The sequence below is a fragment of the Thermococcus argininiproducens genome, from assembly GCF_023746595.1.
Taxonomy (GTDB): domain Archaea; phylum Methanobacteriota_B; class Thermococci; order Thermococcales; family Thermococcaceae; genus Thermococcus_A; species Thermococcus_A argininiproducens.
Genome location: NZ_CP080572.1, coordinates 888097 through 912766 on the forward strand (window position 1 = coordinate 888097; position 24670 = coordinate 912766).

At 41.1% G+C, this 24670-nt stretch carries 44 protein-coding genes and 3 tRNA genes; all 47 read left to right on the forward strand.

The features are described from left to right. The first annotated feature begins 6 nt into the window (after positions 1–6). The 47 genes from K1720_RS04570 (at position 7) to K1720_RS04800 (ending at position 24651) form a co-directional block, all read left to right on the forward strand. Positions 7–453: a hydrogenase maturation protease gene (locus K1720_RS04570; RefSeq protein ID WP_251950537.1), complete on the forward strand. Its 447-nt coding sequence runs from the start codon at positions 7–9 to the stop codon at positions 451–453. 121 nt (positions 454–574) lie between these two features. Beyond that, positions 575–1351, forward strand: a complete 777-nt coding sequence (locus K1720_RS04575; RefSeq protein WP_251950280.1) for a putative RNA uridine N3 methyltransferase — start codon at positions 575–577, stop codon at positions 1349–1351. Between the two features lies 1 nt (position 1352). Further along, a complete protein-coding gene (locus tag K1720_RS04580) occupies positions 1353–2432 on the forward strand; it encodes a 50S ribosomal protein L3 (protein ID WP_251950282.1) in 1080 nt (359 codons plus the stop codon). An 11-nt stretch (positions 2433–2443) separates the two neighbouring features. Beyond that, positions 2444–3211, forward strand: a complete 768-nt coding sequence (gene rpl4p, locus K1720_RS04585) for a 50S ribosomal protein L4 (protein WP_055282491.1) — start codon at positions 2444–2446, stop codon at positions 3209–3211. A 6-nt stretch (positions 3212–3217) separates the two neighbouring features. Further along, a complete protein-coding gene (locus tag K1720_RS04590) occupies positions 3218–3478 on the forward strand; it encodes a 50S ribosomal protein L23 (RefSeq protein ID WP_055282489.1) in 261 nt (86 codons plus the stop codon). 11 nt (positions 3479–3489) lie between these two features. Further along, positions 3490–4209 carry a 50S ribosomal protein L2 gene (locus tag K1720_RS04595; RefSeq protein ID WP_251950283.1) on the forward strand — a complete coding sequence of 240 codons (720 nt, stop codon included), beginning with the start codon at positions 3490–3492 and terminating at the stop codon, positions 4207–4209. A gap of 10 nt (positions 4210–4219) precedes the next feature. Next, positions 4220–4621, forward strand: a complete 402-nt coding sequence (locus K1720_RS04600; protein WP_055282485.1) for a 30S ribosomal protein S19 — start codon at positions 4220–4222, stop codon at positions 4619–4621. An 11-nt stretch (positions 4622–4632) separates the two neighbouring features. Then, positions 4633–5097 carry a 50S ribosomal protein L22 gene (gene rplV, locus K1720_RS04605; protein WP_251950285.1) on the forward strand — a complete coding sequence of 155 codons (465 nt, stop codon included), beginning with the start codon at positions 4633–4635 and terminating at the stop codon, positions 5095–5097. A 4-nt stretch (positions 5098–5101) separates the two neighbouring features. Further along, entirely contained in the window at positions 5102–5725 is a 624-nt protein-coding gene (locus K1720_RS04610) for a 30S ribosomal protein S3 (protein WP_251950287.1), read from the forward strand. Beyond that, positions 5722–5922 (forward strand): 50S ribosomal protein L29, encoded by a 201-nt coding sequence (rpmC, locus tag K1720_RS04615; protein WP_251950289.1) that lies wholly within the window; start codon positions 5722–5724, stop codon positions 5920–5922. The genes K1720_RS04610 and rpmC overlap by 4 nt, the downstream gene beginning before the upstream one ends. Before the next feature lie 36 nt (positions 5923–5958). Then, positions 5959–6225, forward strand: a complete 267-nt coding sequence (gene yciH, locus K1720_RS04620) for a stress response translation initiation inhibitor YciH (RefSeq protein ID WP_251950541.1) — start codon at positions 5959–5961, stop codon at positions 6223–6225. Continuing rightward, positions 6111–6479 carry a ribonuclease P protein component 1 gene (locus tag K1720_RS04625; RefSeq protein ID WP_251950291.1) on the forward strand — a complete coding sequence of 123 codons (369 nt, stop codon included), beginning with the start codon at positions 6111–6113 and terminating at the stop codon, positions 6477–6479. The genes yciH and K1720_RS04625 overlap by 115 nt, the downstream gene beginning before the upstream one ends. 5 nt (positions 6480–6484) lie before the next feature. Continuing rightward, positions 6485–6820 carry a 30S ribosomal protein S17 gene (locus K1720_RS04630; RefSeq protein WP_055282474.1) on the forward strand — a complete coding sequence of 112 codons (336 nt, stop codon included), beginning with the start codon at positions 6485–6487 and terminating at the stop codon, positions 6818–6820. Positions 6821–6826: 6 nt separating this feature from the next. After that, the gene (locus K1720_RS04635) at positions 6827–7252 is read left to right on the forward strand and encodes a 50S ribosomal protein L14 (protein ID WP_251950292.1); all 426 of its coding nucleotides are present in this window, start codon (positions 6827–6829) and stop codon (positions 7250–7252) included. Positions 7253–7262: 10 nt separating this feature from the next. Beyond that, positions 7263–7625: a 50S ribosomal protein L24 gene (gene rplX / locus K1720_RS04640; protein WP_055282471.1), complete on the forward strand. Its 363-nt coding sequence runs from the start codon at positions 7263–7265 to the stop codon at positions 7623–7625. A gap of 2 nt (positions 7626–7627) precedes the next feature. After that, entirely contained in the window at positions 7628–8374 is a 747-nt protein-coding gene (locus tag K1720_RS04645; protein ID WP_251950294.1) for a 30S ribosomal protein S4e, read from the forward strand. Between the two features lie 11 nt (positions 8375–8385). Beyond that, entirely contained in the window at positions 8386–8937 is a 552-nt protein-coding gene (locus tag K1720_RS04650) for a 50S ribosomal protein L5 (protein WP_055282467.1), read from the forward strand. A 2-nt stretch (positions 8938–8939) separates the two neighbouring features. Next, on the forward strand, positions 8940–9110 hold the full coding sequence (locus K1720_RS04655) for a 30S ribosomal protein S14 (protein ID WP_055282465.1): 171 nt from the start codon (positions 8940–8942) through the stop codon (positions 9108–9110). A gap of 11 nt (positions 9111–9121) precedes the next feature. Then, complete coding sequence (locus tag K1720_RS04660; protein WP_055282463.1) at positions 9122–9514, forward strand: 30S ribosomal protein S8; 393 nt, start codon at positions 9122–9124, stop codon at positions 9512–9514. A gap of 10 nt (positions 9515–9524) precedes the next feature. Further along, positions 9525–10079, forward strand: coding sequence for a 50S ribosomal protein L6 (locus tag K1720_RS04665; protein ID WP_251950296.1), 555 nt, complete (start codon positions 9525–9527; stop codon positions 10077–10079). Positions 10080–10089: 10 nt separating this feature from the next. After that, positions 10090–10473 carry a 50S ribosomal protein L32e gene (locus tag K1720_RS04670; protein WP_251950298.1) on the forward strand — a complete coding sequence of 128 codons (384 nt, stop codon included), beginning with the start codon at positions 10090–10092 and terminating at the stop codon, positions 10471–10473. A 5-nt stretch (positions 10474–10478) separates the two neighbouring features. Next, a complete protein-coding gene (locus K1720_RS04675; RefSeq protein WP_055282456.1) occupies positions 10479–10925 on the forward strand; it encodes a 50S ribosomal protein L19e in 447 nt (148 codons plus the stop codon). Between the two features lie 5 nt (positions 10926–10930). Further along, positions 10931–11536 carry a 50S ribosomal protein L18 gene (locus K1720_RS04680; protein WP_251950300.1) on the forward strand — a complete coding sequence of 202 codons (606 nt, stop codon included), beginning with the start codon at positions 10931–10933 and terminating at the stop codon, positions 11534–11536. Next, positions 11533–12240: a 30S ribosomal protein S5 gene (gene rpsE, locus K1720_RS04685; protein ID WP_251950302.1), complete on the forward strand. Its 708-nt coding sequence runs from the start codon at positions 11533–11535 to the stop codon at positions 12238–12240. Before K1720_RS04680 ends, rpsE begins: the two co-directional genes overlap by 4 nt. 10 nt (positions 12241–12250) lie before the next feature. Then, positions 12251–12715, forward strand: a complete 465-nt coding sequence (locus tag K1720_RS04690; RefSeq protein WP_251950304.1) for a 50S ribosomal protein L30 — start codon at positions 12251–12253, stop codon at positions 12713–12715. A gap of 10 nt (positions 12716–12725) precedes the next feature. Next, the gene (locus tag K1720_RS04695; protein ID WP_055282449.1) at positions 12726–13169 is read left to right on the forward strand and encodes an uL15m family ribosomal protein; all 444 of its coding nucleotides are present in this window, start codon (positions 12726–12728) and stop codon (positions 13167–13169) included. A 33-nt stretch (positions 13170–13202) separates the two neighbouring features. Further along, on the forward strand, positions 13203–14588 hold the full coding sequence (secY, locus tag K1720_RS04700; protein WP_251950306.1) for a preprotein translocase subunit SecY: 1386 nt from the start codon (positions 13203–13205) through the stop codon (positions 14586–14588). Between the two features lie 92 nt (positions 14589–14680). Continuing rightward, positions 14681–15271: an adenylate kinase gene (locus K1720_RS04705; protein WP_055282445.1), complete on the forward strand. Its 591-nt coding sequence runs from the start codon at positions 14681–14683 to the stop codon at positions 15269–15271. After that, a complete protein-coding gene (locus K1720_RS04710) occupies positions 15264–15791 on the forward strand; it encodes a DUF106 domain-containing protein (protein ID WP_055282443.1) in 528 nt (175 codons plus the stop codon). The genes K1720_RS04705 and K1720_RS04710 overlap by 8 nt, the downstream gene beginning before the upstream one ends. 47 nt (positions 15792–15838) lie before the next feature. Beyond that, complete coding sequence (locus tag K1720_RS04715; RefSeq protein WP_251950308.1) at positions 15839–16105, forward strand: 50S ribosomal protein L34e; 267 nt, start codon at positions 15839–15841, stop codon at positions 16103–16105. A 28-nt stretch (positions 16106–16133) separates the two neighbouring features. After that, positions 16134–16691 carry a (d)CMP kinase gene (gene cmk / locus K1720_RS04720; RefSeq protein ID WP_251950310.1) on the forward strand — a complete coding sequence of 186 codons (558 nt, stop codon included), beginning with the start codon at positions 16134–16136 and terminating at the stop codon, positions 16689–16691. Positions 16692–16711: 20 nt separating this feature from the next. Further along, on the forward strand, positions 16712–16960 hold the full coding sequence (locus tag K1720_RS04725; protein WP_251950312.1) for a 50S ribosomal protein L14e: 249 nt from the start codon (positions 16712–16714) through the stop codon (positions 16958–16960). A gap of 122 nt (positions 16961–17082) precedes the next feature. After that, positions 17083–17394, forward strand: coding sequence for a DUF427 domain-containing protein (locus K1720_RS04730; protein WP_251950314.1), 312 nt, complete (start codon positions 17083–17085; stop codon positions 17392–17394). After that, complete coding sequence (locus K1720_RS04735; protein WP_251950316.1) at positions 17381–18706, forward strand: dihydrolipoyl dehydrogenase family protein; 1326 nt, start codon at positions 17381–17383, stop codon at positions 18704–18706. The genes K1720_RS04730 and K1720_RS04735 overlap by 14 nt, the downstream gene beginning before the upstream one ends. Positions 18707–18960: 254 nt before the next feature. Beyond that, positions 18961–19971 carry an RNA-guided pseudouridylation complex pseudouridine synthase subunit Cbf5 gene (locus K1720_RS04740; protein ID WP_251950318.1) on the forward strand — a complete coding sequence of 337 codons (1011 nt, stop codon included), beginning with the start codon at positions 18961–18963 and terminating at the stop codon, positions 19969–19971. A 54-nt stretch (positions 19972–20025) separates the two neighbouring features. Further along, positions 20026–20613 (forward strand): class I SAM-dependent methyltransferase, encoded by a 588-nt coding sequence (locus K1720_RS04745; protein WP_251950320.1) that lies wholly within the window; start codon positions 20026–20028, stop codon positions 20611–20613. Then, positions 20599–20685: transfer RNA gene (locus K1720_RS04750), tRNA-Ser, on the forward strand. The genes K1720_RS04745 and K1720_RS04750 overlap by 15 nt, the downstream gene beginning before the upstream one ends. 41 nt (positions 20686–20726) lie before the next feature. Continuing rightward, entirely contained in the window at positions 20727–21173 is a 447-nt protein-coding gene (locus K1720_RS04755; protein ID WP_167887709.1) for a 30S ribosomal protein S13, read from the forward strand. A gap of 10 nt (positions 21174–21183) precedes the next feature. Continuing rightward, a complete protein-coding gene (locus K1720_RS04760; RefSeq protein ID WP_251950322.1) occupies positions 21184–21726 on the forward strand; it encodes a 30S ribosomal protein S4 in 543 nt (180 codons plus the stop codon). Then, positions 21723–22142, forward strand: coding sequence for a 30S ribosomal protein S11 (locus K1720_RS04765; protein WP_055282422.1), 420 nt, complete (start codon positions 21723–21725; stop codon positions 22140–22142). Before K1720_RS04760 ends, K1720_RS04765 begins: the two co-directional genes overlap by 4 nt. A 25-nt stretch (positions 22143–22167) precedes the next feature. Then, positions 22168–22953 (forward strand): DNA-directed RNA polymerase subunit D, encoded by a 786-nt coding sequence (locus tag K1720_RS04770; protein ID WP_251950324.1) that lies wholly within the window; start codon positions 22168–22170, stop codon positions 22951–22953. Position 22954: 1 nt separating this feature from the next. Then, positions 22955–23042 (forward strand) — tRNA-Leu (locus K1720_RS04775). Positions 23043–23092: 50 nt separating this feature from the next. After that, positions 23093–23455: a 50S ribosomal protein L18e gene (locus tag K1720_RS04780; protein ID WP_055282539.1), complete on the forward strand. Its 363-nt coding sequence runs from the start codon at positions 23093–23095 to the stop codon at positions 23453–23455. Positions 23456–23461: 6 nt separating this feature from the next. Beyond that, the gene (gene rplM, locus K1720_RS04785) at positions 23462–23890 is read left to right on the forward strand and encodes a 50S ribosomal protein L13 (RefSeq protein WP_055282419.1); all 429 of its coding nucleotides are present in this window, start codon (positions 23462–23464) and stop codon (positions 23888–23890) included. A 10-nt stretch (positions 23891–23900) separates the two neighbouring features. Further along, a complete protein-coding gene (locus K1720_RS04790; protein WP_251950326.1) occupies positions 23901–24308 on the forward strand; it encodes a 30S ribosomal protein S9 in 408 nt (135 codons plus the stop codon). A 47-nt stretch (positions 24309–24355) separates the two neighbouring features. Then, the gene (locus K1720_RS04795) at positions 24356–24553 is read left to right on the forward strand and encodes a DNA-directed RNA polymerase subunit N (protein WP_055282415.1); all 198 of its coding nucleotides are present in this window, start codon (positions 24356–24358) and stop codon (positions 24551–24553) included. A 20-nt stretch (positions 24554–24573) separates the two neighbouring features. Beyond that, positions 24574–24651, forward strand: a tRNA-Pro gene (locus K1720_RS04800). Positions 24652–24670: the final 19 nt, after the last annotated feature.

Consider the following 24670-nt stretch of genomic DNA (forward strand, 5'->3'; position numbering starts at 1 on the left):
AAGGAAATGGAAGCTTTAATCCTAGCTCTTGGCAATGAGCTTATGAAAGATGATGGTGTAGGATTAAAAGTTGGTAGAATATTGGCTGAAAGAGGTTATAATGTAATTGAGGTTGGAACTGATATATTCAAGTTACAGCGTTACTATAATGGGGAAGATATAATTATTATAATAGATGCTGTTTTGAGTAATGAGTATGGGCCAGGTGAAGTGATTTACCTAAAGGGGGATGAAGTCTTTGAGAAATTAAGGGCTGAAATAAGGAGTGCTCACTTTATGGGGGCTGTTGATGGACTTAAACTTTTAATGGCTATTGATAAACGACTTACTAGGGCAGAAATTCACTTTATTGGGGTTGTTGCCAAGGAGATTGATCTTGGCATGGAGCTTAGTGAAGAGGTGAAGAATAGTATTCCTAATATTATTAATATAGTAGAGTCAATTATTAAATAGTTTGCAAAAATTTTGCATGCTCTTGGAAGCCTAGGAGGGTGGAATAGTTCGAAAGCCTTTTAAATACATTCTTTTTACCCCCCTACAGCTTTAAGGTATAGAAATGTAAAGGATGACTAAAATGGCGTGGCATATCTTTATTCCAGATTCACTCCTTGAGGAGACATCGGATCCAAAAATAAGGACATACAAAGTTGGCCAGATCGGCAGGGCAGCGGCAATCTTTGGTGTAGAACACATCTGGATTTACAAAGCAGGCGGGAAAGACGGTAAGTTCATCAAACTCATCTTGGAATATATGGAGACCCCTCAATATCTGCGAAAGGCCTTAATCCCCCTTACCAAGGAGCTCAAATACGCTGGTGTTTTACCTCCATTAAGAACACCCCATCACAAACTAAAAGGAAGACCAAAGATCGGGGAAATTCGAGAAGGCGTTATAATCAGAAGGGGTAAAAGACTGTATGCAGATATCGGCCTTGATGACTTTGCTCTCGTCGAGGGAACTGGAGAAGGTCGTATGACGTTTGAAATTATCTCTACAACACCTCTCAAAGTGACGCCGACAAAACCCAAAGAATATTGGGGGTATCGGGTCCATTTAACAAGGGGGTCTCTGGCAAAAACACTTAAAAAGGCAAAGCTTAACCTTGCAATCGCGACCTCACGAATGGGTGAGGATGTGAGAAAAGTGAACCTTCCTCCGTTGGAGGGGGAAGTGGGATTTGTATTTGGATCTCCCCGGAAAGGGATAATGGAAATCCTGAGAGACTTCAATGAGGATTATTCCTTTGATCTAATCCTCAATACTATTCCAAATCAAAAGACAAAGACCGTTAGAACGGAGGAAGCTGTGTTGGCGACATTGGCGATATTTAATTTCATAAGGAGGGATTGAAATGGGAAAAATTAGCAGACCAAGAAGAGGTTCATTGGCATATTCCCCAAGAAAAAGAGCAAAGAGTATAGTACCAAAGATTAGAACTTGGCCTCAAGAGCAAGAAGTTAGAATGCTTGGATTTGCAGGATACAAAGTTGGAATGACCCATGTACTTATGATTGACGACACTCCTGGGCTCACAAATGGAAAAGAAATTTTCATGCCAGTTACCATAGTTGAAGCTCCACCACTCATAGTATATGGGGTCAGAGCATATAGAAAGGGTTACTTTGGACTAGAAACTGCCACTGAAGTCATGGTTCCAGACTTTAAGCTTGAAAACTACCCATCAAAGAAGGCAAAAAATGTTACATTCTATAGTCTTCTTGGAAGAAGAATTAAGACTCTTCCAAAGAACTACACTGAAGAGGTTTTCCAGCAAAAACTTGGGGAGCTTGAAGAGCTAGTGGAGTCTGGCGAAATAGTTGAGGTTAGGGCATTAGTAGCAACCCAACCATGGCTCGCCCGCATAAAGAAGAAACCGGAAGTTATGGAATACGCTGTTGGTGGAACCAACATTGAAGAAAAGTTTGGTTTCATTAAAGACAAACTTGGAAAGGAACTTAGAGTCAGAGAGATTCTCAAAGAAGGGGAGCTTCTTGATATAGTGGCCGTGACCAAAGGAAAAGGAACACAAGGCCCAGTTAAGAGATGGGGTGTTAAGTTGACTTCTCACAAAGACAGCAAAGGTAGGAGAAAAGTGGCAACAATAGGTCCTTGGCATCCAGCAAGAGTCATGTGGACAGTGCCAAGAGCTGGTCAGATGGGTTTCCACCACAGGACAGAGTTTAACAAAAGACTCTTGAGAATAGGAGAGAACGGCAAGCTTTCTCTCAATGGAGAGGAGATTGAAATAACACCAAAAGGTGGATTCCCACACTATGGAATAGTCAGAAATGACTTCCTCATGATAGCTGGTACTATTCCAGGGGCAATAAAGAGGATCGTTAGAGTGAGGCCCGCAATAAGGCCACCTGCAAAAAGACCACCTGTTGAAGCTCCACAAATCACGTACATTAGTAGAGAATCAAAGCAATGAGGTGAGGATTGATGAAAGTTAAGGTATTTTCACTCAATGGCGAGCCAATTGAGGAAATAGAACTTCCAAGAGTATTTCGCACTCCCTTTAGACCAGATCTTATTAAAAGAGCGGTCATTGCTTCATGGACACACAGAATTCAGCCACAGGGTAGAGATCCCTTGGCAGGTAAGAGGAGAGTTACGGAGAACATAGGAAAAGGTCATGGGATGGCAAGGGTAGAAAGAATAAAGACTTCCCCTAGGTTTGCCGCATTTGTTCCCTTTGCAAGAGGTGGAAGAAGAGCACACCCACCAAAAGTTGAGAAAATAATCTGGGAAGGTATAAACAAGAAGGAGAAGAGACTTGCTTTGATGAGTGCAATTGCAGCTACTGCTAACTATGACCTTGTAAAAGCTAGAGGTCACATGGTTGATAATCTGCCTCAAGTTCCTCTTGTGGTTGAGGATGAGCTTGAGAAGATATACAAAACAGCACAGACAAGAGAGATCTTCAAAAAGCTTGGTGTATGGAACGACATTGAAAGGGCAAAGAAAAACACCAAAGTGAGAGCAGGAAAGGGTAAGATGAGGGGTAGAAGATACAAAAAGGCAAAAGGGCCACTTATTGTAGTTGCAAAGAATGAGGGAATAATTCAAGGTGCAAGGAATCATCCAGGTGTTGATGTAGTTGTAGTTGATAACTTAGGTGTAGAGCTATTAGCACCAGGTGCCCATCCTGGAAGACTTACTATCTGGACAAAAGGGGCCATAGAGAGATTAAGGGAGATTTATGGGTGATGTAACATGGATCCCTATAAAGTTATTGTAAGGCCTGTAGTTACAGAAAAAGCAATTTCAATGGTAGAGAGGGAGAATAAACTCACTTTCATAGTGGACAAAAGAGCAACAAAGCCGGAAATAAAGAAAGCAGTTGAAACAATTTATGATGTAAAAGTAGAAAAAGTGAATATCATTATAACTATGAAGGGAGAAAAGAAAGCTTACGTAAAATTGAAGCCTGAATACAGTGCAAGTGAGGTTGCTGCTAGAATAGGATTATTCTGAGGTGAGTGAGAATGGGTAAAAGTTTAATTCAACAAAGGAGAGGAAAAGGAACAACAACATTTAGAGCTCCATCTCATAGGTATAGGGGTGCTGTTAAGTACATTCCACTAAGCTTTACTAAAGAAAAAACTCTTGCGGGAAAGGTCGTTGAAATACTCCATGACCCAGGAAGAACCGCCCCTGTTGCTAGGGTTAAGTTTGATAATGGATTGGAGAAACTTATCCTTGCTCCAGAAGGCCTTTTGGTTGACCAGGAGATCTATGTTGGTCCAGAAGCACCAATTGCAATCGGAAACACACTCCCCCTTGCAAAGATCCCAGAAGGAACATATGTTTACAACCTTGAAGGGTCACCTGGCGATGGTGGAAAGTACGTGAGAGCTGGAGGGAGCTATGCTTTGGTAGTTTCAAGGGAGAAGAATAGAGTTATTGTTCAACTCCCAAGTGGTGAGCTTAAAGGATTTAACCCCAGATGCAGGGCGACAATAGGTGTAGTTGCTGGTGGAGGAAGGCTTGAGAAGCCAATAGTTAAAGCTGGTAAGGCTTACTATATCATGAAGGCTAGAAACAGGTTCTGGCCAAAGCCAAGAGGTGTCAAGATGAACGCCGTTAACCACCCACACGGTGGTAAGGAACACCACATTGGTAAACCAAGTACTGTTTCAAAGAGAGCTCCACCTGGAAGAAAAGTTGGTCACATAGGAGCGAGAAGAACTGGGAGAAGGAAGTGAGGTGGTTTGAATGGCAAGAAAAAAGGAATTTAAATATCGCGGTTACACATTTGAGGAACTTGCAAATATGTCTCTTGAGGATTTAGCCAAGCTCTTTCCTTCAAGACAGAGGAGAAGTCTTAAACGTGGTTTAACACCAGAACAGAAGAAACTCCTTAGGAAAATTAGACTTGCAAAGAAGGGTAAGTATAAAAAGCCAATAAGAACCCACAGCAGAGACATGGTCATCCTCCCAGAAATGGTTGGAATGACAATTCATGTCCACAATGGTAAAGAATTCGTTCCAATAGAGATTAGAGAAGAAATGATTGGTCATTATCTTGGAGAATTTGCTCTAACAAGAAGAAGGGTCCAACACGGATCACCTGGTGTTGGTGCTACAAGATCATCAATGTTCGTGGCAATCAAGTGAGGTGATTAGGAATGGCAAAGTTTTCCTACTCTTTCCAAAATTTTGATCCTGAGAGAATGGCAAAAGCAAGTGGGAGAGATTTGAGGATATCACCAAAGCTTTCAATAGAAGTTTGCAGAGAAATCAAAGGAATGATGCTTAATGATGCTATAAAACTACTTGATGAGGTAATTGCTAAGAAAAGACCTATCCACTTAAGGAGATTCAACGACTCACAAGGGCACAAGAGAGGCGAGGGCTTTGGTCCTGGAAGATATCCAGTTAAAGTTGCTAAAGAAATCAAGAAGTTGCTCTTAAATGTAAGAAATAATGCAGAACAGAAGGGCTTAGATCCAGATAGATTAAGGATCATCCATGCAGCAGCTCACAGGGGCCCAGTATTGAGAGGTTATATTCCAAGGGCATTCGGAAGAGCCACCCAGTTCAACGAACAGACAACACACATTGAGATAGTTGTGGAGGAAATTAGGAGGTGAGCCTATGGCGATCGAGAGATACTTCATAAAGGAAGGCATAAAAGAGATGCTCATCGATGAATATCTTGAGAAGGAGTTGAGAAGAGCAGGATACGGTGGACTCGACATTAAAAAGACTCCCCTTGGAACTAAGGTCGTTATATTTGTCGAACGGCCGGGTTTTGTTATTGGAAGGGGAGGTAGAAAGATTAGAGAACTCACAAGGATTCTTGAGAGACGGTTTAATCTAGAAAATCCACAAATAGAAGTTGAAGAAATCAAAAATCCGTACTTTAATGCTAAAGTTCAGGCAACCAGACTTGCTCAAGCATTAGAGAGAGGAGTTCACTTCAGAAGGGCAGCATATGCTGCAATACGAGCCATAATGAACAACGGGGCAAGAGGAGTGGAGATTAGAATTAGTGGCAAATTAACAGGAGAAAGAGCTAAGAGCGTCAGATTTTATCAAGGATACATTGCAAAGGTTGGAAATCCAGCTGAGACATTAGTTTCAAGAGGATATGCACAAGCACTACTAAAGCTTGGCGTGCTTGGTGTGAAGGTATCAATCATGCCTCCGGACGCAAGACTTCCCGATGAAATTGAGATCGTGGAGAAGCCAATTGAAGAAGAGGTGAGCGAGCAATGAAGCCAAGTGAGATTAGAGAGATGAGCATAGAAGAGATTGAAGCAAAAATTAGAGAACTTAGACTTGAACTTGCGAAGGAGAGAGGAATGCTTACTATGGGTACCTCCTTGGAGAACCCTATGGTTATTAGGAACCTTAGGAGGGATATTGCCCGCCTACTAACAATAAAGAAGGAAAAGTTGAGGAGTAAAAGGTGATGGTTAGTGCCTAGGATTGTGAATCCCCTGGATGAGATGTTGTTTAAAGAAGTGTTAAAGGAACAACAAAGAATAAGAATCTATATTGAAAAGGCTCGATACGGAAAACTCAAGACTATAATTGAAGGTATTGATGAGAAAGAGTTTAACCTTGATGAAATAGCAAAAAAACTCAAGGCGAAGTTGGCATGCGGTGGAACAGCGAAAAACGGAAGAATAGAGCTTCAAGGAGACCACAGAGAAAAGGTGAAGCGCTTATTGGCAGAACTTGGATTTTCAGAGGACTTAATAGAAGTGGAATGACAAGGAAAACACTAATCCTCCATGAACTCATAGGACTGAAAGTTAAAGTGGTAAAGAGCTCTCATCCGGGGTTGATAGGAATTGAAGGATATGTGATTGACGAGACTAAAAATACTCTCACAATCCTTGGAAGGAAAGTATGGAAAATTCCCAAAATCGTTGCGGAGTTTGAATTTGAGGTTGATGATAAAAAAATTCGAATAAAGGGAGAAGAACTGGTTGGAAGGCCCGAGATGAGATTGAAAAAGAGGTGAAAGACATGAGAGACATTGGATTGAGAATACAGCCTCCTGCGGAAAAGTGTGATGACCCAAAATGCCCTTGGCATGGCCATATAAAAGTGCACGGTCGAGTATTCGAAGGAATAGTGGTTAGCGATAAGCCAAGACACACAGTTACTGTTGAGAGACAGTACTATCACTATCTAAAAAAATACGAGCGTTATGAACTTAGAAGAAGCAAAGTTCATGCTCACAATCCACCATGCATTAATGCAAAGGCTGGGGACAAAGTAATTATAGCTGAAACCAGGCCACTTAGTAAAACAAAGAGCTTTGTAGTAGTTGCAGTCACGCAAAAGGCAGAGGAGAGGTGATAAGACATGGCGAAAAAGGGTGCTGGTGCTACAAGAGGTATATCTCCGGTAAGACCAACAAGGGCTCTTCCCATTGGGGCTTACCTCACTGTAGCAGACAACTCTGGAGCAAAGATTATTCAAATTATTGGAGTAGTTGGGTACAAAGGAGTTAGAAGAAGACTAGCTTCAGCAGGCGTTGGAGACATGGTCATCGCAACAGTGAAGAAAGGAAGACCCGACATAAGACATCAAGTAGTTAGGGCAGTTATAGTCAGACAAAGAAAGGAATACAAAAGGCTTGATGGAATGAGAGTTAAGTTTGAAGACAATGCAGCAATTATAACAACACCAGAGGGTGTTCCAAGAGGGACTGAGATTAGAGGTCCTGTGGCAAGAGAGGCTGCTGAAAAGTGGGTTAGAGTTGGAAGTATTGCGAGCATAGTATTGTGAGGTGGGATAAATGAGATTGAAAAGTAAACAACCGAGAAAGCAAAGAAAGTTTTTGTACAATGCTCCTCTTCATTTGAGGCACAAAATCGTTAGTGCCACACTCTCAAGGGAACTCAGACAAAAGTACGGTATTAGAAGTTTGCCAATAAGGAGTGGAGATAAGGTAAAGATACTTAGAGGGGACTTCAAGGGTCATGAAGGAAAAGTGATTGAAGTAGATCTTAAGAGGTATAGACTTCATATCGAGGGAGTTACTGTAAAGAAAGTAAGTGGAACTGAAGTATTCTATCCGATCCATCCATCAAATGTTATGATTGTTGATCTTAACCTTGAAGATGAGAGAAGAAAGAAAATAATTGAGAGGAGGGCTTGAACATGGCGAGGAAGGGTGCTAAGAGACACCTTAAAAGACTTGCTGCCCCAACTCAATGGTATATCGAAAGAAAAGTTTTCAAATGGGCAGTTAGACCGTCACCAGGGCCTCACACTATGAGGACTTCAATACCTCTCATCTACATAATTAGGGATTACTTGGGCTATGCTAGAACAGGAAGAGAGGCTAGGAAAGTCCTCAATGAAGGCAAAGTACTTGTTGATGGAAAAGTAAGAAAGGACTACAAATTCCCAGTAGGTATAATGGATGTCGTTTCAATTCCAGAAACTGAAGAATACTACAGAGTGCTTCCAAATAGGATTGGAAAATTAATTCTCCATCCAATAAGTGAAGAAGAGGCCAAAATAAAACCCCTCAGGATAAGCAATAAGAGGATGGTAAAGGGAGGTAATCTGCAACTTAACTTCCATGATGGTACAAACCACTTAGTTAAGCTCAGTTCACTCACAGATGAGACCAAAGATGCCTTTAGAACTGCAGATACAGTTCTAGTAAAAGTTCCAGAGAGAGAAATAGTTGAAGTTCTACCGTTTGATGTAGGGGCTTTTGTCTTTGTCGTACAAGGTAAAAACGTTGCAAGAATGGGTAAAATAGTTGAAGTGAGACACTTCCCAGGTGGATGGCCCGATGTGGTTACAATTGAAGACAAAGAAGGAGAGCTATTTGATACATTGAAAGATTATGCATTCGTTTTGGGTAAGGAAGAGCCAAAAATTTCATTACCGTGAGGTGAAAGAGAATGATAACTAACAGAGAGGCAATCTTGGCCGATTGGGAAGCTCATCCCATGAGGAGACCAAGAATTGGAAAGATAACAATAAACATTGGTGTGGGAGAGAGTGGTGAGAGATTGACAAAGGCAGAGACAATGTTAGAAGCTCTGGTAGGCCAGAAGCCAATAAGAAGGAAGGCCAAGAAAACAAATAGGGACTTTGGAATAAGAAGAGGAGAGCCAATTGCAGTCAAAGTAACTCTCAGAGGACAAAAAGCCTATGATCTCTTAAAGAGATTGCTCGCTGCCGTTGATAACAGACTCAAAGCCTCAAGTTTCGATGAACATGGAAATGTATGCTTTGGAATTGACGAGCACATAAACATACCGGGAGTTGAATATGATCCAGAGATAGGTATCTTCGGTATGGACGTTTGTGTAACACTAGAGAGGCCAGGATATAGAATAGCAATAAGGAAGAGAAGGAGGCATCACATTCCAACAAAGCATAAGCTTACCAAAGAAGAAGGAATGGTTTTTATGCAGGAGGAGTTTGGAGTCCAGATTGTGGAGGGATGATTATGGCAAAAGCTGATTACAATAAAAGAAAATCAAGGAAGTTTGGTAAAGGCGCGAGAAGATGCGTTAGATGCGGGCAATTTGGACCAATAGTTAGAATTCATGGGCTGATGCTTTGCAGACACTGCTTTAGAGAGGTAGCTCCAAAATTAGGATTTAAGAAATACGACTGAGGTGAGATGAGATGACTTTGTTAGATCCTTTGGCAAATGCATTGTCACATATCACAAATAGCGAGAGAGTTGGTAAGAAAGAGGTATACATAAAACCAGCTTCAAAACTTATTGGAGAAGTACTAAGAGTTATGCAAGAGAACGGCTATATTGGAGAATTTGAGTTTATTGATGATGGTAGAGCGGGAATTTACAGAGTTCAACTCTTAGGAAAAGTAAACAGAGCGGGTGCAATAAAGCCAAGATTCTCAGTAAAGGCCAAAGAATACGAGAAATGGGAAAAGAGGTTCCTTCCTGCATTCGAATTTGGTATACTGGTAGTATCAACCTCTCAAGGAGTTATGACTCACAAAGAGGCCCTAGAGAAGGGTATTGGTGGAAGGTTAATAGCTTACATCTACTGAGGTGAGAGAAATGCCAGTTGATGCATGGGTGAGGGAAGAAGTTGAAATTCCAGAAGGAGTTACAGTTGAAATAAATGGTAACCTTGTAAAAGTGAAAGGACCAAAAGGAGAAGTTGAACGAGAACTCAGTTATCCTGGCTTTAAGCTCTTTGCAGAGGACAATAAGGTTGTCATCTACAAGGACTTTCCAAGGAGAAAAGATATTGCAATCGCAAGGACATTCAAGGCACACATAACAAACATGATTAAGGGAGTCACGGAGGGCCTTACTTACAAGCTTAAGGTGGTTTACAGTCACTTTCCAATAACAGTAAAAGTGCAAGGTGACAAAGTTTACATCGAGAATTTCCTTGGTGAAAAGGCTCCTAGAGTTGCCAAGATACTTCCGGGAGTCACTGTGAGGGTTAGAGGTGGAGAAATTCTTGTAGAAGGAATCGACAAAGAGAAGGTAGGACAAACCGCAGCAAACATCGAGCAAGCAACTAAGGTGGTTGGTAGAGATAGAAGAGTATTCCAAGATGGTATCTACATTGTGGAAAAAGCTGGTAAACCTATAAAGTTCTGAGGTGTGAGAGATGAACGAAAAAGCGAGACTGTTGAGAATAAGAGCTAAACTCAAGAGAAAGAAACCCAAATTCCTCAGACAGGAGTGGTGGAGGTTTCCAAAGTTCAAAAATGATCCTAAATGGAGAAAGCCAAAAGGAACTGACAGTAAGATGAGAGTTAAACTGAAAGGTAAAGCAAGGTCTCCAAGTATTGGATGGAGCTCACCAAAGGCTGTTAGAGGGCTTCATCCAAGCGGATATGAGGAAGTGCTTGTCCACAATGCTAAAGAACTTGAATCTATTGATCCAACAAGACAAGCAGCTAGGATCGCAAGTACCGTTGGGAAGAAGAAGAGGATCATGATAATTGAGAGGGCTAAGGAATTGGGTATTAAGGTGCTCAATGCGAGGTGAATGTCATGCTTAAGATGCAGAGAAGAATTGCAGCTGAACTGTTGAAGTGTGGCGAGAATAGGATTTGGATTGATCCTGAGAGGATTGAGGACGTTAAATCCGCAATCACTAGGGAGGACATTAGGAGATTGATAAATGAAGGGGTTGTTAAGAAAAAGCCCCTTAAAGGACAAAGCAGGTACAGAGCAAAAGTTAGGCAAGAAGCAAAGAAGAAAGGTAGACACAGGGGACATGGAAATAGAAAAGGTAAAAAGACAGCAAGAATGGGTAAGAAGGAGAAGTGGATAATGACTATAAGAGCACTTAGAAAAGAGCTCAGGAAGCTCAAAGCTGAGAAAAAAATTGATGAACATACATACCGCAATCTTTACATAAGGGCTAAAGGTGGCCAGTTTAAGAACAAACACCAGCTTTACCTGTTCATGGAAGAGAGGGGTATATTAAAGAGGTGATATAAATGGCTCACGGACCAAGATATAGAGTTCCATTTAGGAGAAGAAGGGAAGGTAAGACTAATTATCACAAGAGGCTTGCACTCTTAAAATCGGGCAAGCCTAGATTAGTCGTGAGAAAAACACTTAATCATCATATCGCTCAGATAGTCCTTTATGGTTCAGAAGGTGACAAAACGGTTGTTTCAGCTCACACGAGAGAACTCATGAGAGACTTTGGATGGAAAGGTCATGGAGGGAACACTCCAAGTGCATATCTCCTTGGACTATTGATTGGATATAAAGCATTAGAAAAGGGCATTGAAGAGGCAATACTTGATATAGGACTCCACCCACCTACAAAAGGCTCAAGCATCTTCGCTGTCCTTAAAGGAGCAGTTGATGCTGGTCTTGATGTTCCTCATAGCGAAGAAATTTACCCCGGAGAGGATAGAGTAAATGGTGAACACATAGCTAGATATGCAAAGATGCTCAAAGAAGAGAATGAAGAAAAGTACAGAAAGCAATTTGGAGGATACCTTGTTAAAGGGCTTGAACCTGAAAAGCTTCCTGAACACTTTGAAGAGGTTAAAGCGAGAATCATTGAGAAATTTGAGAAGGTGAGAGCATGAGTCAGGAGTGGAAAGAGTACGCTCAAAGGGTTTTAGAAGAATGGCAACCAAGAACAAAACTAGGTATGCTCGTTAAGGAAGGCCAAATTACTGATATTCATGAAGTCTTTAGGAGAGGTTATCAGATAAAAGAACCAGAAATAGTTGATGTGCTCCTTCCAGAGGTTAACACAAGGGAAAACCAGGAAGTGCTTGATATAGCTCTAACAGTGAGAATGACCGACAGTGGTAGGAGAGTTAGATTTAGAGTATTGGCAGCAGTAGGTAACAGAGATGGTTATGTGGGACTTGGAATAGGTCATGGAAAGGAAGTAGGTATTGCAATTAGGAAGGCAATAAACTATGCTAAAATGAACATCATTGAAATAAAAAGAGGTTGTGGTTCATGGGAATGCAGGTGCAGAAGACCACACTCAATTCCATTTGCAGTTGAGGGTAAAAGCAGTAGCGTAAAAGTCAGACTCATGCCTGGGCCAAGAGGACTTGGACTTGTTATTGGTGACGTAGGTAAAAAGATACTTGCCTTGGCAGGAGTTAAAGATGTTTGGTCACAGACTCTTGGTGAGACAAGAACAACAGTTAACTTTGCAAAAGCAGTTTTTGAGGCCTTATACAACACCAATAGTGTCGCTGTAAAACCTGAAATGATTGAGCGCTATGGTATAGTTATAGGTAGAGAGATGCCACAGAACTTTGAACTGTGAGGTGAGCTAAATGGCAAAACTTGCATTGATTAGGGTAAGAGGCAGAGTAAATGTAAAGAGGCCTGTAAAGGATACATTAGGCATGCTTAGACTTCATAAGATAAACCACTTAGTGATAATAGATGAAACTCCCGCGTATACTGGGATGATCCAGAAAGTCAAGGATTACATAACTTGGGGGGAGATAACTGCAGAAACTTTAGCAAAGCTTATTGAGAAAAGAGGAAGATTATCTGGGAACAGACGTGTAACAGAAGAATATGTTCAAGAAAAACTTGGAATGAGCATCAAGGAATTTGCAGAAAAAGTTATAACAGGGGAAATGAAGCTTAGTGATTTACCAGGTCTTAAGCCAGTCTTCAGGATGCACCCACCAAGAGGAGGATTCAAGAGCAAGAAGAGGACCTTCAAAGAGGGTGGCGCTTTAGGTTATAGAGGAGAGGCCATTAACGAGCTTATAGAGAGAATGCTATGAGGTGTGCGAGATGATTAGAAGAAAGAAAAAAGTGAGAAAGCTTCGCGGTTCCCACACTCACGGATGGGGTTGTAAAAAGAAGCACCGTGGTGGAGGGCACAAAGGCGGTAGAGGTATGGCAGGAACAGGAAAAAGAAAGAAGACGAAGTGGACATGGGTTATCAAGTATATGCCAGATCACCTAGGTAAGAGAGGGTTTAAAAGGCCTGTTGAGGCACAGAGGGAAATAATGGCAGTTAATCTTAGATTTATAGAAGAGCACTTGGACGAACTTATGCAGCTTGGCATTGCTTATGAGGAAGAAGGAAAAATAGTTGTTGACACAACCCAGTTTGCAGACAAAGTCCTTGGAAGCGGAAAGTTAACTAAACCTCTCGTTATCAAGGCTAGGGCATTCTCCCCCAAAGCTGAAGAAAAAATTGTTCAAGCTGGTGGAGAGGCCCTCCTTGCCTGATTTTTTATTATTAATATTTTTGGGGTGTAATCCATGGGAGCAAGGGATATAATCTATAAAATAGAACATGCATTCCCAGAAATTGATCGACCAAAAAGACATGTGCCGTTGAAGGAGAAGTTTGCTTGGACCGTAGTTGCATTACTGCTATATTTTGCTATGGCGGAGATTCCTCTTTTTGGAATACCAGAAAGAGTTCAGGATTACTTCCTAACATTAAGAGTTGTTCTTGCAGGTAGAAATGGTAGCCTTTTGACATTAGGTATTGGACCTATCGTCACAGCGGGAATTATCATGCAACTCTTAGTTGGTTCAGAGATCATAAGACTTGACCTCTCAAATCCAGAAGATAGAAGGTTTTATCAGGCACTCCAGAAGGTTTTTGCAGTTTTCATGTGTTTCTTTGAAGCTGGAGTGTATGTATTTGCAGGAGCTTTTGGAAATCCAACGCTTACAATTAAGGTACTCTTAGTGCTTCAGCTTGCATTTGGTGGAGTAATGGTCATGATCATGGATGAACTTGTAAGCAAGTGGGGAATCGGGAGTGGTATAAGTCTTTTCATTGCTGCTGGAGTTTCTCAGACAATTGTGACTCAATCTCTTAACCCTCTCACAACGAGTGCTGCAATTGATCCCCTTACAGGTGAACCGGCAATAATTGGAGCTATACCTGCTTTCATTCAGCATATAATTCAAGGAGATCTCATGGGAGCCCTTTATAGAAGGGGAATGCCAGATATGCTTAGTGTTATAGCTACCGTAGTGATATTTCTAATAGTTGTTTATCTTGAGAGCATGCGCGTGGAGATACCCCTTAGCTATGGAAGAGTAACTGTAAGAGGAAGATATCCAATTAGATTCATGTATGTTAGTAATATCCCAATTATCCTTACTTTTGCTCTCTATGCGAATATACAACTCTGGGCTAGGCTTCTTCAGAGAATAGGTTATCCAATACTTGGAACATTTGATGAAAGTGGAGCTGCAATTTCAGGATTTGTTAGATATGTCTTACCACCTAGAGATATATTCAGCGTAATGGCAGACCCAATAAGGGCTCTGGTTTATGCTTTGTTGACAATAACGTTTTCATTGATCTTTGGATTTCTATGGGTTGAGCTCACAGGTCTAGACGCAAGAAGCATTGCAAGACAGCTTCAAAGGGCTGGACTCCAAATCCCTGGATTCAGAAGAGATCCAAGAATACTTGAAAGAGTTCTCCAAAGATATATTCCCTATGTCACGTTCTGGGGAGCTTTTACATTAGCAGTCGTGGCAGTATTGGCAGATTTCCTTGGTGCTCTGGGAACTGGAACTGGTATATTGCTTACCGTTGGTATTCTCTATAGATTCTATGAAGAAATAGCAAGAGAACAGGCCACTGAGATGTTCCCAGCATTGCGTAGATTCTTTGGATGATTGTCGTTTTTCTATCTTTTTCCCAAAAAACCTTATAAACCAATTTCTCTTTGTAGTGTTTGGAGCGCGAGTTTTCATCAGGGTGATATAAAATGCCGTTTGTAGTGGTTATTACAGGGATTCCGGGAGTAGGAAAAAGTACAATCACACGACTGGCTTTGCAGAGGACTCGAGCAAGGTTTAGGGTTATTAACTTTGGAGACATAATGTTTGAGGAGGCAGTTAGGGCTAATTTAGTTTCCCATAGAGATGAAATGAGGAGATTAAGTTTAAAAACCCAGAGAGAGCTTCAATTAAAAGCAGCTCAAAGAATCTTAGAAATATCTCGAAAAGAACCAGTATTACTTGATACACATGCTACAATTAAGACTCCTCTAGGTTACATGTTAGGATTTCCAAAAGAAGTTATTGAGGTCATAAATCCAAAGTTTATGGTCATAATAGAGGCTAATCCAAGTGAGATACTTGGCAGACGTTTGAGAGATCTAAAAAGAGACAGGGATGTTGAAACTGAAGAGCAAATTCAAAGACACCAAGATTTAAATAGGGCTGCTGCAATCAGCTATGCAATGCATTCCAATGCACTTATAAAGATAATTGAGAATCATGAAGACAAAGGTTTGGAAGAAGCTGTTAATGAGTTGGTAAAAATACTGGATCTGGCGGTGGAAGAAGATGCTTGAGGGAATTTATTTGGCTCTGGATAAGTTGTTCGGGCCGTTGGTAATGAATGCTCATCCAATGTGGGTAGTAACAATTTCAGGTGCCATACTTGGTGGATTTTTCACCTTAGTAAATCACTTTTTAATTGACCAAGAGAAAATGAAGAGACTTCAAAAGATGAGCAAGGAGTTCCAAAAGGAGTGGAAAGAAGCTCAAAAAGCAAAAGATGAAAAGAAACTAAGAAAGTTACAGCAAAAACAAATGGAACTACTAAAGCTCCAAAACGAGGTTATGAAAGACTCGATGTTTAAGCCAATGCTCTTCACAATGCCGATATTCTTTATCTTCTTTGGCTGGATGAGGAGATGGTACGTTGAGACTGCAATTGTAAAGTCACCCTTCAACTTTTTCCTCTTTGATTTGTTCCATGGGTTCTATCATTCATCTCTTCAGGCCAACGAGCTTGGCTACATTGGATGGTATATCCTAACTTCAATGGCTGTTGGTCAGGTATTGAGAAAACTACTTGATTCAGTTTAGTTAAATTTAAAAATACTCTGCAAAAAAGCTAAGCGAGGTGGAGAGATATGAAGCCAATGTACAGATCAAGATCATGGAGAAGGAAATACGTTAGGACTCCTGGAGGGAGGACTGTAATACACTTTGAGAGGAAGAAACCAAAGGCAGCACACTGTGCAATTTGTGGAAAGCCCCTCAATGGGGTTCCTAGGGGAAGACCTAGTGAACTCAGGAAATTGCCCAAAACAAAGAAGAGACCAGAGAGACCAATGCCAAATCTTTGTCCAACCTGTATGCGCAGGGTTATAAAAGCCCAGGTAAGAGCTGCTCTTTAAAATTATTAGGTTGAATAAGTGATGAAATATGTCAAAGGGATGTCTAGTAATAACAGTAAGCGGCTTGGCGGGAAGCGGTACAACCACTCTATGCAAAAACTTAGCTAAATATTACGGATTTAAGCATATCTACGCAGGCTTGATCTTTCGCCAAATGGCAAAAGAGAGAGGTATGAGCCTACAAGAATTCCAAGAATATGCAGAAATGCACCCCGAAATAGATAGAGAAGTTGACAAGAGGCAAGTAGAGGCTGCAAAAGAGTGCAATGTTGTCATAGAAGGTCGTCTAGCAGGGTGGATGGTAAAGACAGCTGACTTAAAAATATGGCTTGATGCACCAATTCAAGTGAGGGCCCAACGCGTAGCAAGAAGAGAAGGTGTAAGTGTTGAAGAAGCTTTCATGCAAATTGCTGAAAGGGAAATGCAGAATAGAAAAAGATATTTAAACCTATATGGAGTCGACATTAACGACCTCTCGATTTATGACTTAACGATTAATACTGCTAAATGGGGTCCCGATGGGGTCTTCAAAATTGTGAAGGCCGCCATCGACCACCTGTACCCCGATGGTGACACGGGGAAATAAAAATAGTGGAGGTGGGATGAATGCCTGCAATTGACATTGGAAGATTAGCTGTTGTTATTGCTGGACGAAGAGCTGGGCAAAAAGTAGTTGTTGTGGATATAATTGACAAAAACTTCGTCCTTGTGACTGGTGCTGGCTTTAACAAGGTTAAGAGAAGAAGGATGAACATAAAGCACCTTGAGCCTCTTCCAGAAAAGATTGCCATTGAGCGCGGTGCTGAGGACGAAGTTGTTAAGGCTGCTCTTGAGCAGGCTGGAATAAGTCTTTAGTGATTTCGGGCGATTTGCCCATTCCCTTTTTCACGTTGTAAACTTTCTCTTCTTAAATTTCTCATTTGGGAATAAAAACTTACTTAACAATTCATGCAAAGTTTACATTGGAGATGAATGAAATGGTTAAAGCTATTTGGAATGGAGAAATTATTGCTGAGGCTAAAAGAGACGAAGTTATTCTTTTGGAAGGCAATGTCTATTTTCCACCAGACACTGTGAGAAAGGAATTCCTCCGAAAAAGCTCCACTCATACAACATGTTCATGGAAAGGAGAAGCAAGCTACTATCATGTTGTTGTGGGAGAGGAGGTAAATGAAGATGCTGCATGGTATTATCCAAATCCTAAAGAAGCAGCAAACACAATCCAGGGTTATATTGCCTTTTGGAAGGGTGTTAAGATAGTGTGGGATGAAAAAGATGAGAAAGTTTGATGTAGTTGTTATTGGAACTGGTGTAGCTGGTTCTTCTGCTGTTTATAAGTTTGCAAAGGCTGGCTTGAGTGTTGCTATTGTTGACGAGAGACCCTTTGGTGGAACATGTGCTCTTAGGGGTTGTGACCCAAAGAAAATTCTCATTGGGGGAGCCGAACTTGTAGATTGGATTAAGAGAATGAACGACAAAGGTATTGAAGGAAAAGTACACATAAACTGGAAAAAGCTCATGGCCTTTAAGAGAGAATGGACTAAAGATTTTCCAGAAAAGATGGAAAATGCTCTCAAAAAGGCAGGGATTGAAACAATTCATGGGAGAGCTCAGTTTATAGATAAAGATAGGATACAAGTTAATGGGGATGTTATAATATCTGACAAATTTCTGATAGCAACTGGTGCAAAGCCGAGAGAACTCAACATTCCGGGGGAGGAGTATGTTATAACCAGTGATGAATTTCTTGAACTTGATGAGTTGCCGGAGAGGATAGTTTTCATCGGTGGGGGGTACATATCATTTGAATTTGCACATTTAGCAGCACGCGCTGGAACTTCTGTGATAATACTTCATAGAAGTGAGAGGCCCCTGAAGAACTTTGAGCCTTATATAGTGGATATCCTTCTCAAAGCTACTGAAGATGCTGGTATAAATGTTATAACTAACGCTCCTGTGAAAGAAGTAAAGAAAAAAGAGGAAGTATTTGTTGTGAAAACCCCCCAAGGTGATTTTGAAGCTGATCTTGTGGTCCATGGGGCTGGTAGGGTTCCCAATATAAATAATCTTGGACTAGATGAAGCTGGAGTTGAGTATGATAAAAGAGGAATAAAAGTGAATGAGTATATGCAAACAACGAATGAAACTATTTATGCTGCTGGAGATTGTGCCAAAGGTGGTTTACCATTGACACCAGTTGCAGCGGTAGAGGGAAGTATAGCTGCAAGCAATATTATCGAAGGAAACCATGTGAAAATTAACTATACTGCAATACCTACGGTAGTCTTTACAATCCCTCCAATGGCCTCGGTTGGCTTAAAGGAAGAGGAGGCTAGAAAAAAAGGCCTCAAATTCGTCATAAAAAAAGGTGATACCTCAAAATGGTACAACTCCATTAGAATAAATCAAAAGTATTCATGTTATGAGATTCTAATCGGAGAAGGAAATAGAATTCTTGGGGCACATTTGCTTGGTCAAAATGCAGAGGAAATTATGAATATCTTTGCTCTTGCAATTAAACTGGGCCTAACAGCTAAAGATCTAAAACATGCTTACTATACATATCCAAGTCATTCATATGACATCTTGTATATGCTCTAAAAGGAAAATCGGTTTAAGAAGGCTTTCTTAGTTTTTCTCATTCCTAGAAGAAGTGCTTCAGAGTGCTTCTTGAAAGTCTCGTTCTTTAGGGTGGGGATGGAGTGATTGAGGGCTATGACTCCCGAGAGGAATCCCCCCTTCCGGACAAGGAAGGGGTCAGGAAGAAAGTCTCCCATAAAGTGGGGTAAGAATTATGATGGGGGATATTCTAAAGATTTATAACCATCTCTTTCAATTTTTTGTAGGTGAGGAGAATGGCTAAGAAAAGGAAAAAGCGAGAGCTTGTACTTCCTGCTGATCTCAAGAGAGAGGTTGTTATAAAGGACGAGAATGCTGAGACCAATCCAAAGTGGGGATGTCCTCCAGATAAGAGACCTATTGAACTTCATCTCCAGTTTGGTGTGATAAATCTTGACAAGCCTCCTGGTCCAACTAGCCACGAGGTTGTGGCATGGATTAAGAAATTGCTTAATCTTCAAAAAGCTGGTCATGGGGGAACTCTCGATCCAAAAGTTACGGGAGTTTTACCAGTAGCTCTTGAAAGGGCTACTAGAGTTGTACAGGCCCTTTTACCTGCAGGAAAAGAATATATTGCTTTAATGCATCTTCATGGGAATGTTTCAGAGGATAAGATAAGAGCTGTCATGAGGGAATTTGAAGGAGAGATAATTCAAAGACCGCCATTAAGGAGTGCTGTTAAAAGGAGATTAAGGACTAGAAAAGTTTACTATATTGAAGTTTTAGAGATTGATGGTAAAGATGTTCTTTTTAGGGTCGGTGTTGAAGCAGGTACTTACATACGTTCTCTAATTCATCACTTGGGCCTGGCTTTAGGTGTTGGGGCACATATGGCTGAACTTAGAAGAAGCAGAAGTGGGCCTTTCCGAGAAGATGAGACACTTGTAAGCCTTCATGATTTGATAGATGCTTATCATTTCTGGAAAGATGATGGGATTGAGAATTACTTTAGAAATGCAATTCAACCAATGGAAAAGGCAGTAGAACATTTACCTAAAGTTTGGATTAGGGATTCAGCAGTAGCAGCGGTTACCTATGGTGCTGATTTAGCAGTTCCAGGCATAGTGAGGCTTCATAAAGGTATCAAGCCAGGTGATTTAATTGCAATAATGACTCTCAAAGATGAGCTTGTGGCATTAGGGAAAGCAAAAATGAGCACTCAAGATATGTTAACTAGGGCAAAAGGGATTGCAGTAGATGTTGAAAAGGTATTTATGCCACGAGATTGGTATCCGAAAATGTGGTAGTTTGTTTTCTTTTCTCCCACTTAGATTTATAAACTCCTTTGCTAACCTTCGATCATGAGCCATTATTACTCTAAAGAACCACAAGTACCACTGAAAACTAAAATGATTGAAGTATTTATTAGAGGGGAGTATTTTAAATTCATCACTGCTAGCGGTGTTTTCTCCTTTGGAAAGCTTGATAGAGGGACCCAACTCCTAATAGAGAGTGCAGTGTTAGATAAAGACTGGGAAGTGCTTGATCTCGGTTGTGGATATGGTGTTATTGGTATAGTTGTCTCTAAATTTGTGAAGCGGGTTGTAATGACGGATGTTAATAGGAGGGCTGTGAACATAGCGAAGAAAAACTTAAAAATCAATAACATTAAGAATGCCGAGGTAAGATGGGGTTATCTTTATGAACCCGTCACAGATGAAAAGTTTCATAGCATAATTACAAACCCTCCAGTACATGCAGGTAAGGATGTGTTGAGGGAAATAGTTATAAATGCACCCCTTCATCTCTACGATGGAGGATTACTTCAAATTGTAATTCGCACTAATCAAGGCGCAAAATATATTAAGACTTTAATGGAGGAGAGCTTTAAAGAAGTGGTTGAACTTGCGAAGGGCTCGGGCTTTAGAGTGTATGCCGGGATAGCCTAGCCTGGGATGGCGCGGGCCTTGAGAGCCCGTGGGCGTTTGCCCGCCGGGGTTCAAATCCCCGTCCCGGCGCCAAAATCCTCTTTAAAGGATTGAGATATGGAGGTGTGATTATAATGGCTGACTTTAGACATATCGTGCGTGTAGCAAATGTTGATATAGATGGCCACAAACAACTTAGATTGGCCCTTACTGGGATCAAAGGAATAGGTGTAAACTTTGCAACAATAATATGCAAGGTTGCAGGTTTAGATCCAAAGATGAAAGCGGGTTATCTTACAGAAGAGCAAGTAAAGGCTATTGAAGCAGTTCTTGAAGATCCTGGAAAGCATGGTATTCCTGGATGGATACTTAACAGACCTAAAGATTACGAAAGTGGAAGGGATCTACATCTTACTGGGGCAAAACTCGTCATGGCATGGCGTGAGGATGTTAATAGGCTCAGGAGAATCAGGGCTTACAGAGGTATCAGGCATGAGCTTGGTCTGCCACTAAGAGGACAAAGGACTAAGTCGAACTTTAGAAGAGGTTCTACACTTGGTGTTAGCAGAAGGAAGAAGTGAGGTGGTATAAATGGGAGATCCAAAAAGACAAAGGAAAAGGTATGAAACTCCCTCTCATCCATGGATTAAAGAAAGGCTTGATAGAGAGAGGGTATTGGTTCAAAAATATGCTCTTAAAAATAAAAAGGAGCTATGGAAGCACGAAACCCAACTCAAGAACTTTAGAAGAAGAGCCAGGCGTTTACTAGCTGCGAGAGGAAAACAGGCAGAGATTGAGAGGGCTCAGCTTCTTCAGAGACTTGTGAGACTTGGTATGCTTCCAGAAGGAGCACACCTTGATGATGTTCTTTCACTTACAATAGATGATATTCTTGGGAGAAGGCTTCAAACATTGGTATTCAAAAAAGGTCTGGCAAGGACAATCAAACAAGCAAGACAGCTAATTGTTCACGGACATATTGAGGTAAATGGCCAAGTAATTAGATCACCAAGTTACTTAGTACTCAAAGAGGAAGAAACCGGGATAACATATTCAAGAGCATCACCATTTGCGAATTCTCAACATCCTGAAAGAATGATGATTGAAGAGGCTCAGAAGGGTGAGGCACAATGAGTGAGGAACAACAAGTTGTTAATATAAAGAAAAAAGAAAAATGGGGCGTAGCCCACATCTATGCCTCTTACAATAACACAATTATTCACATAACAGATCTAACTGGAGCTGAGACTATTTCAAAATGGAGCGGTGGGATGGTAGTTAAGGCAGACAGAGATGAATCATCACCCTATGCAGCAATGATTGCTGCTAGGAGGGCAGCAGAAGAGGCTATTGAAAAGGGCATAACTGGAGTTCATATAAAAGTTAGAGCTCCTGGAGGAAGTAGAAGTAAAAACCCAGGTCCCGGTGCTCAAGCAGCAATTAGAGCACTTGCAAGAGCAGGTCTTAGAATAGGAAGAGTAGAGGATGCTACACCCATACCGCACGATGGTACAAGGCCAAAAGGCGGTAGAAGAGGAAGAAGAGTTTGATTTTTTCCTTAAAACCTCTTTTTTGGTGAGAAAAATGCAAATAAAGGTTCTTGAAAAAAGAGATGATGCAATCCGTTTTATTTTAGAAGGAGTGGATGTTGCATTTGCAAATGCGCTTAGGAGAACTATCCTAGGAGAAGTTCCAACTTTTGCGATCGATGAAGTAGAGTTCTATGAAAATGATTCAGCCCTTTTTGATGAGATAATAGCTCATAGACTAGCACTGATTCCTCTAACAACCCCCTTTGATAGATTTGAATTGGATAGCATGGAGTTAGAGGATTACACTGTTACTCTAAGTTTAGAAGCTGAGGGTCCGGCTATAGTGTATTCAGGTGATTTGAAGAGTGATGATCCTGATGTAAGGCCAGTGACTCCAAATATTCCTATAGTAAAACTCGCAGAGGGGCAACGGTTAGTTTTTAATGCATATGCAAAATTAGGGAAAGGAAAGGATCATGTCAAATGGCAACCGGGATTTGCTTACTATAAATACTTAACAAAAGTTCATGTAAGTAAAGAAATTCCAAATTGGGAAAAGATTAAGGAAATTGCAAAAAGGAAAAAGCTTCCCATTGAAGAGACTGAGGATGAACTAATACTAACTACAATAACAAGCTTTTACATTCCAAGGGAATTTGAGCAGTACATTGAGAACAAAATAAAAGAAAAGGTAATCCCCAATACATTTGTCTTTACAGTGGAAAGTAACGGAGAACTCCCTGTTGAGGAAATTGTAAGCTTAGCACTTAAAATTCTAATGAGAAAGAGCGATAAATTTATAAACGAGCTTCATAAATTAGCCGAATAGCGCGGGGGTTGCCGAGCCTGGCCAAAGGCGCGGGATTTAGGGTCCCGTCCCGTAGGGGTTCCGGGGTTCAAATCCCCGCCCCCGCACCATGATGATCACCCCGTCCCTTGGTGCGAGAAGTAGGAAAGGAGGAATGCTCATGAAGAGGACTGGTCCAACTGATATTAATTTGAGAAGACTCATTCGCTATCTAAGAAAGAAGTCAAATGAAGAGGATGTTAAGATATGGAAGGATGTAGCTTGGCGCTTAGAGAGGCCAAGAAGACAAAGAGCTGAAGTAAATCTTAGCAGAATAAATAGGCATACAAAGGAAGGAGACATTGTAATAGTGCCTGGAAGTGTTCTTGGAGCTGGGACATTAGATCATAAGGTCATTGTGGCAGCATGGAAGTTCAGTGAAAAAGCAAAAGAAAAGATTCTCCAAGCTGGTGGGGAAGCGATAGCAATTGAAGATCTCGTCGAGAGAAACCCAAAAGGTAGTGGAGTAATCATAATGGAGTGATGAGCCATGAGAATTATTAATGCTGAAGGGTTAATCCTTGGGAGACTTGCATCAAAAGTTGCAAAAATGCTCCTTGAAGGAGAGGAGATCATTATTGTCAATGCGGAGAAGGCAATAATCACTGGGAACAGGGAGTTTATCTTTGAAAAGTATAAGCAAAGGACAGAACTCAGGACAAGAACAAATCCGAGAAAAGGGCCATTCTATCCAAAAAGAAGTGACGAACTAGTTAGGAGAACCATCAGAGGAATGCTTCCATGGAAGACAGAGAGAGGACGAAAAGCATTTAAGAGGCTTAAAGTATATGCAGGAGTCCCAAAAGAGTTCGAGGGTAAGGAGTTTGAGACAATAATTGAAGCCCACATGTCAAGGATTAAAACTCCTAAATATGTGACCGTTGGAGAGGTTGCTAAGTTCCTTGGTGGAAAATTCTGAGGTGATGATAATGAGGATAATTCAAACCGCAGGAAAAAGAAAAAGTGCAGTTGCGAGAGCTACTATAAGGGAAGGAAAGGGCAGAGTGAGAGTTAACCACAAGCCCGTTGAGATACTTGAACCAGAAATAGCCAGATTCACAATAATGGAGCCATTAGTTCTTGCTGGAGAAGAGATATTGAGTAAAGTGGATATTGATGTTAAGGTTGAAGGTGGAGGCTTTATGGGACAAGCTGAAGCAGCCAGAATTGCAATAGCAAGAGCATTAGTAGAGTGGACTGGGGACATGAACCTCAAAGAAAAGTTTATGAAGTACGATAGGACTATGCTTGTTGGTGATTCAAGAAGAACAGAGCCGCACAAACCAAACCGCTCCACAAAAGGTCCAAGAGCAAAAAGGCAAAAGAGTTATCGTTGATTCCCTTTAAAATTTCCTTAAATCTAAAAACTAAAAAGGTGGTTCGTTTGATAGTTCCCGTGAGATGTTTCACCTGTGGAAAGGTGATTGGAGATAAGTATTACATATTCAAAGAGCGTGTTGAAAAAGGAGAAGATCCAGAGAAAGTCCTTGATGATCTTGGACTTGAAAGATATTGCTGTAGAAGAATGCTCCTAAGTCATGTTGAACTCATAGATGAGATCATGCATTATAGGGTGTACTAAAACAACCACATTTCTTTGGAGGGGCCGTGGGGTAGCTTGGTCCATCCTCCCGGCTTGGGGTGCCGGAGACCCGGGTTCAAATCCCGGCGGCCCCACCAAAATTTGCATGGGTGATAT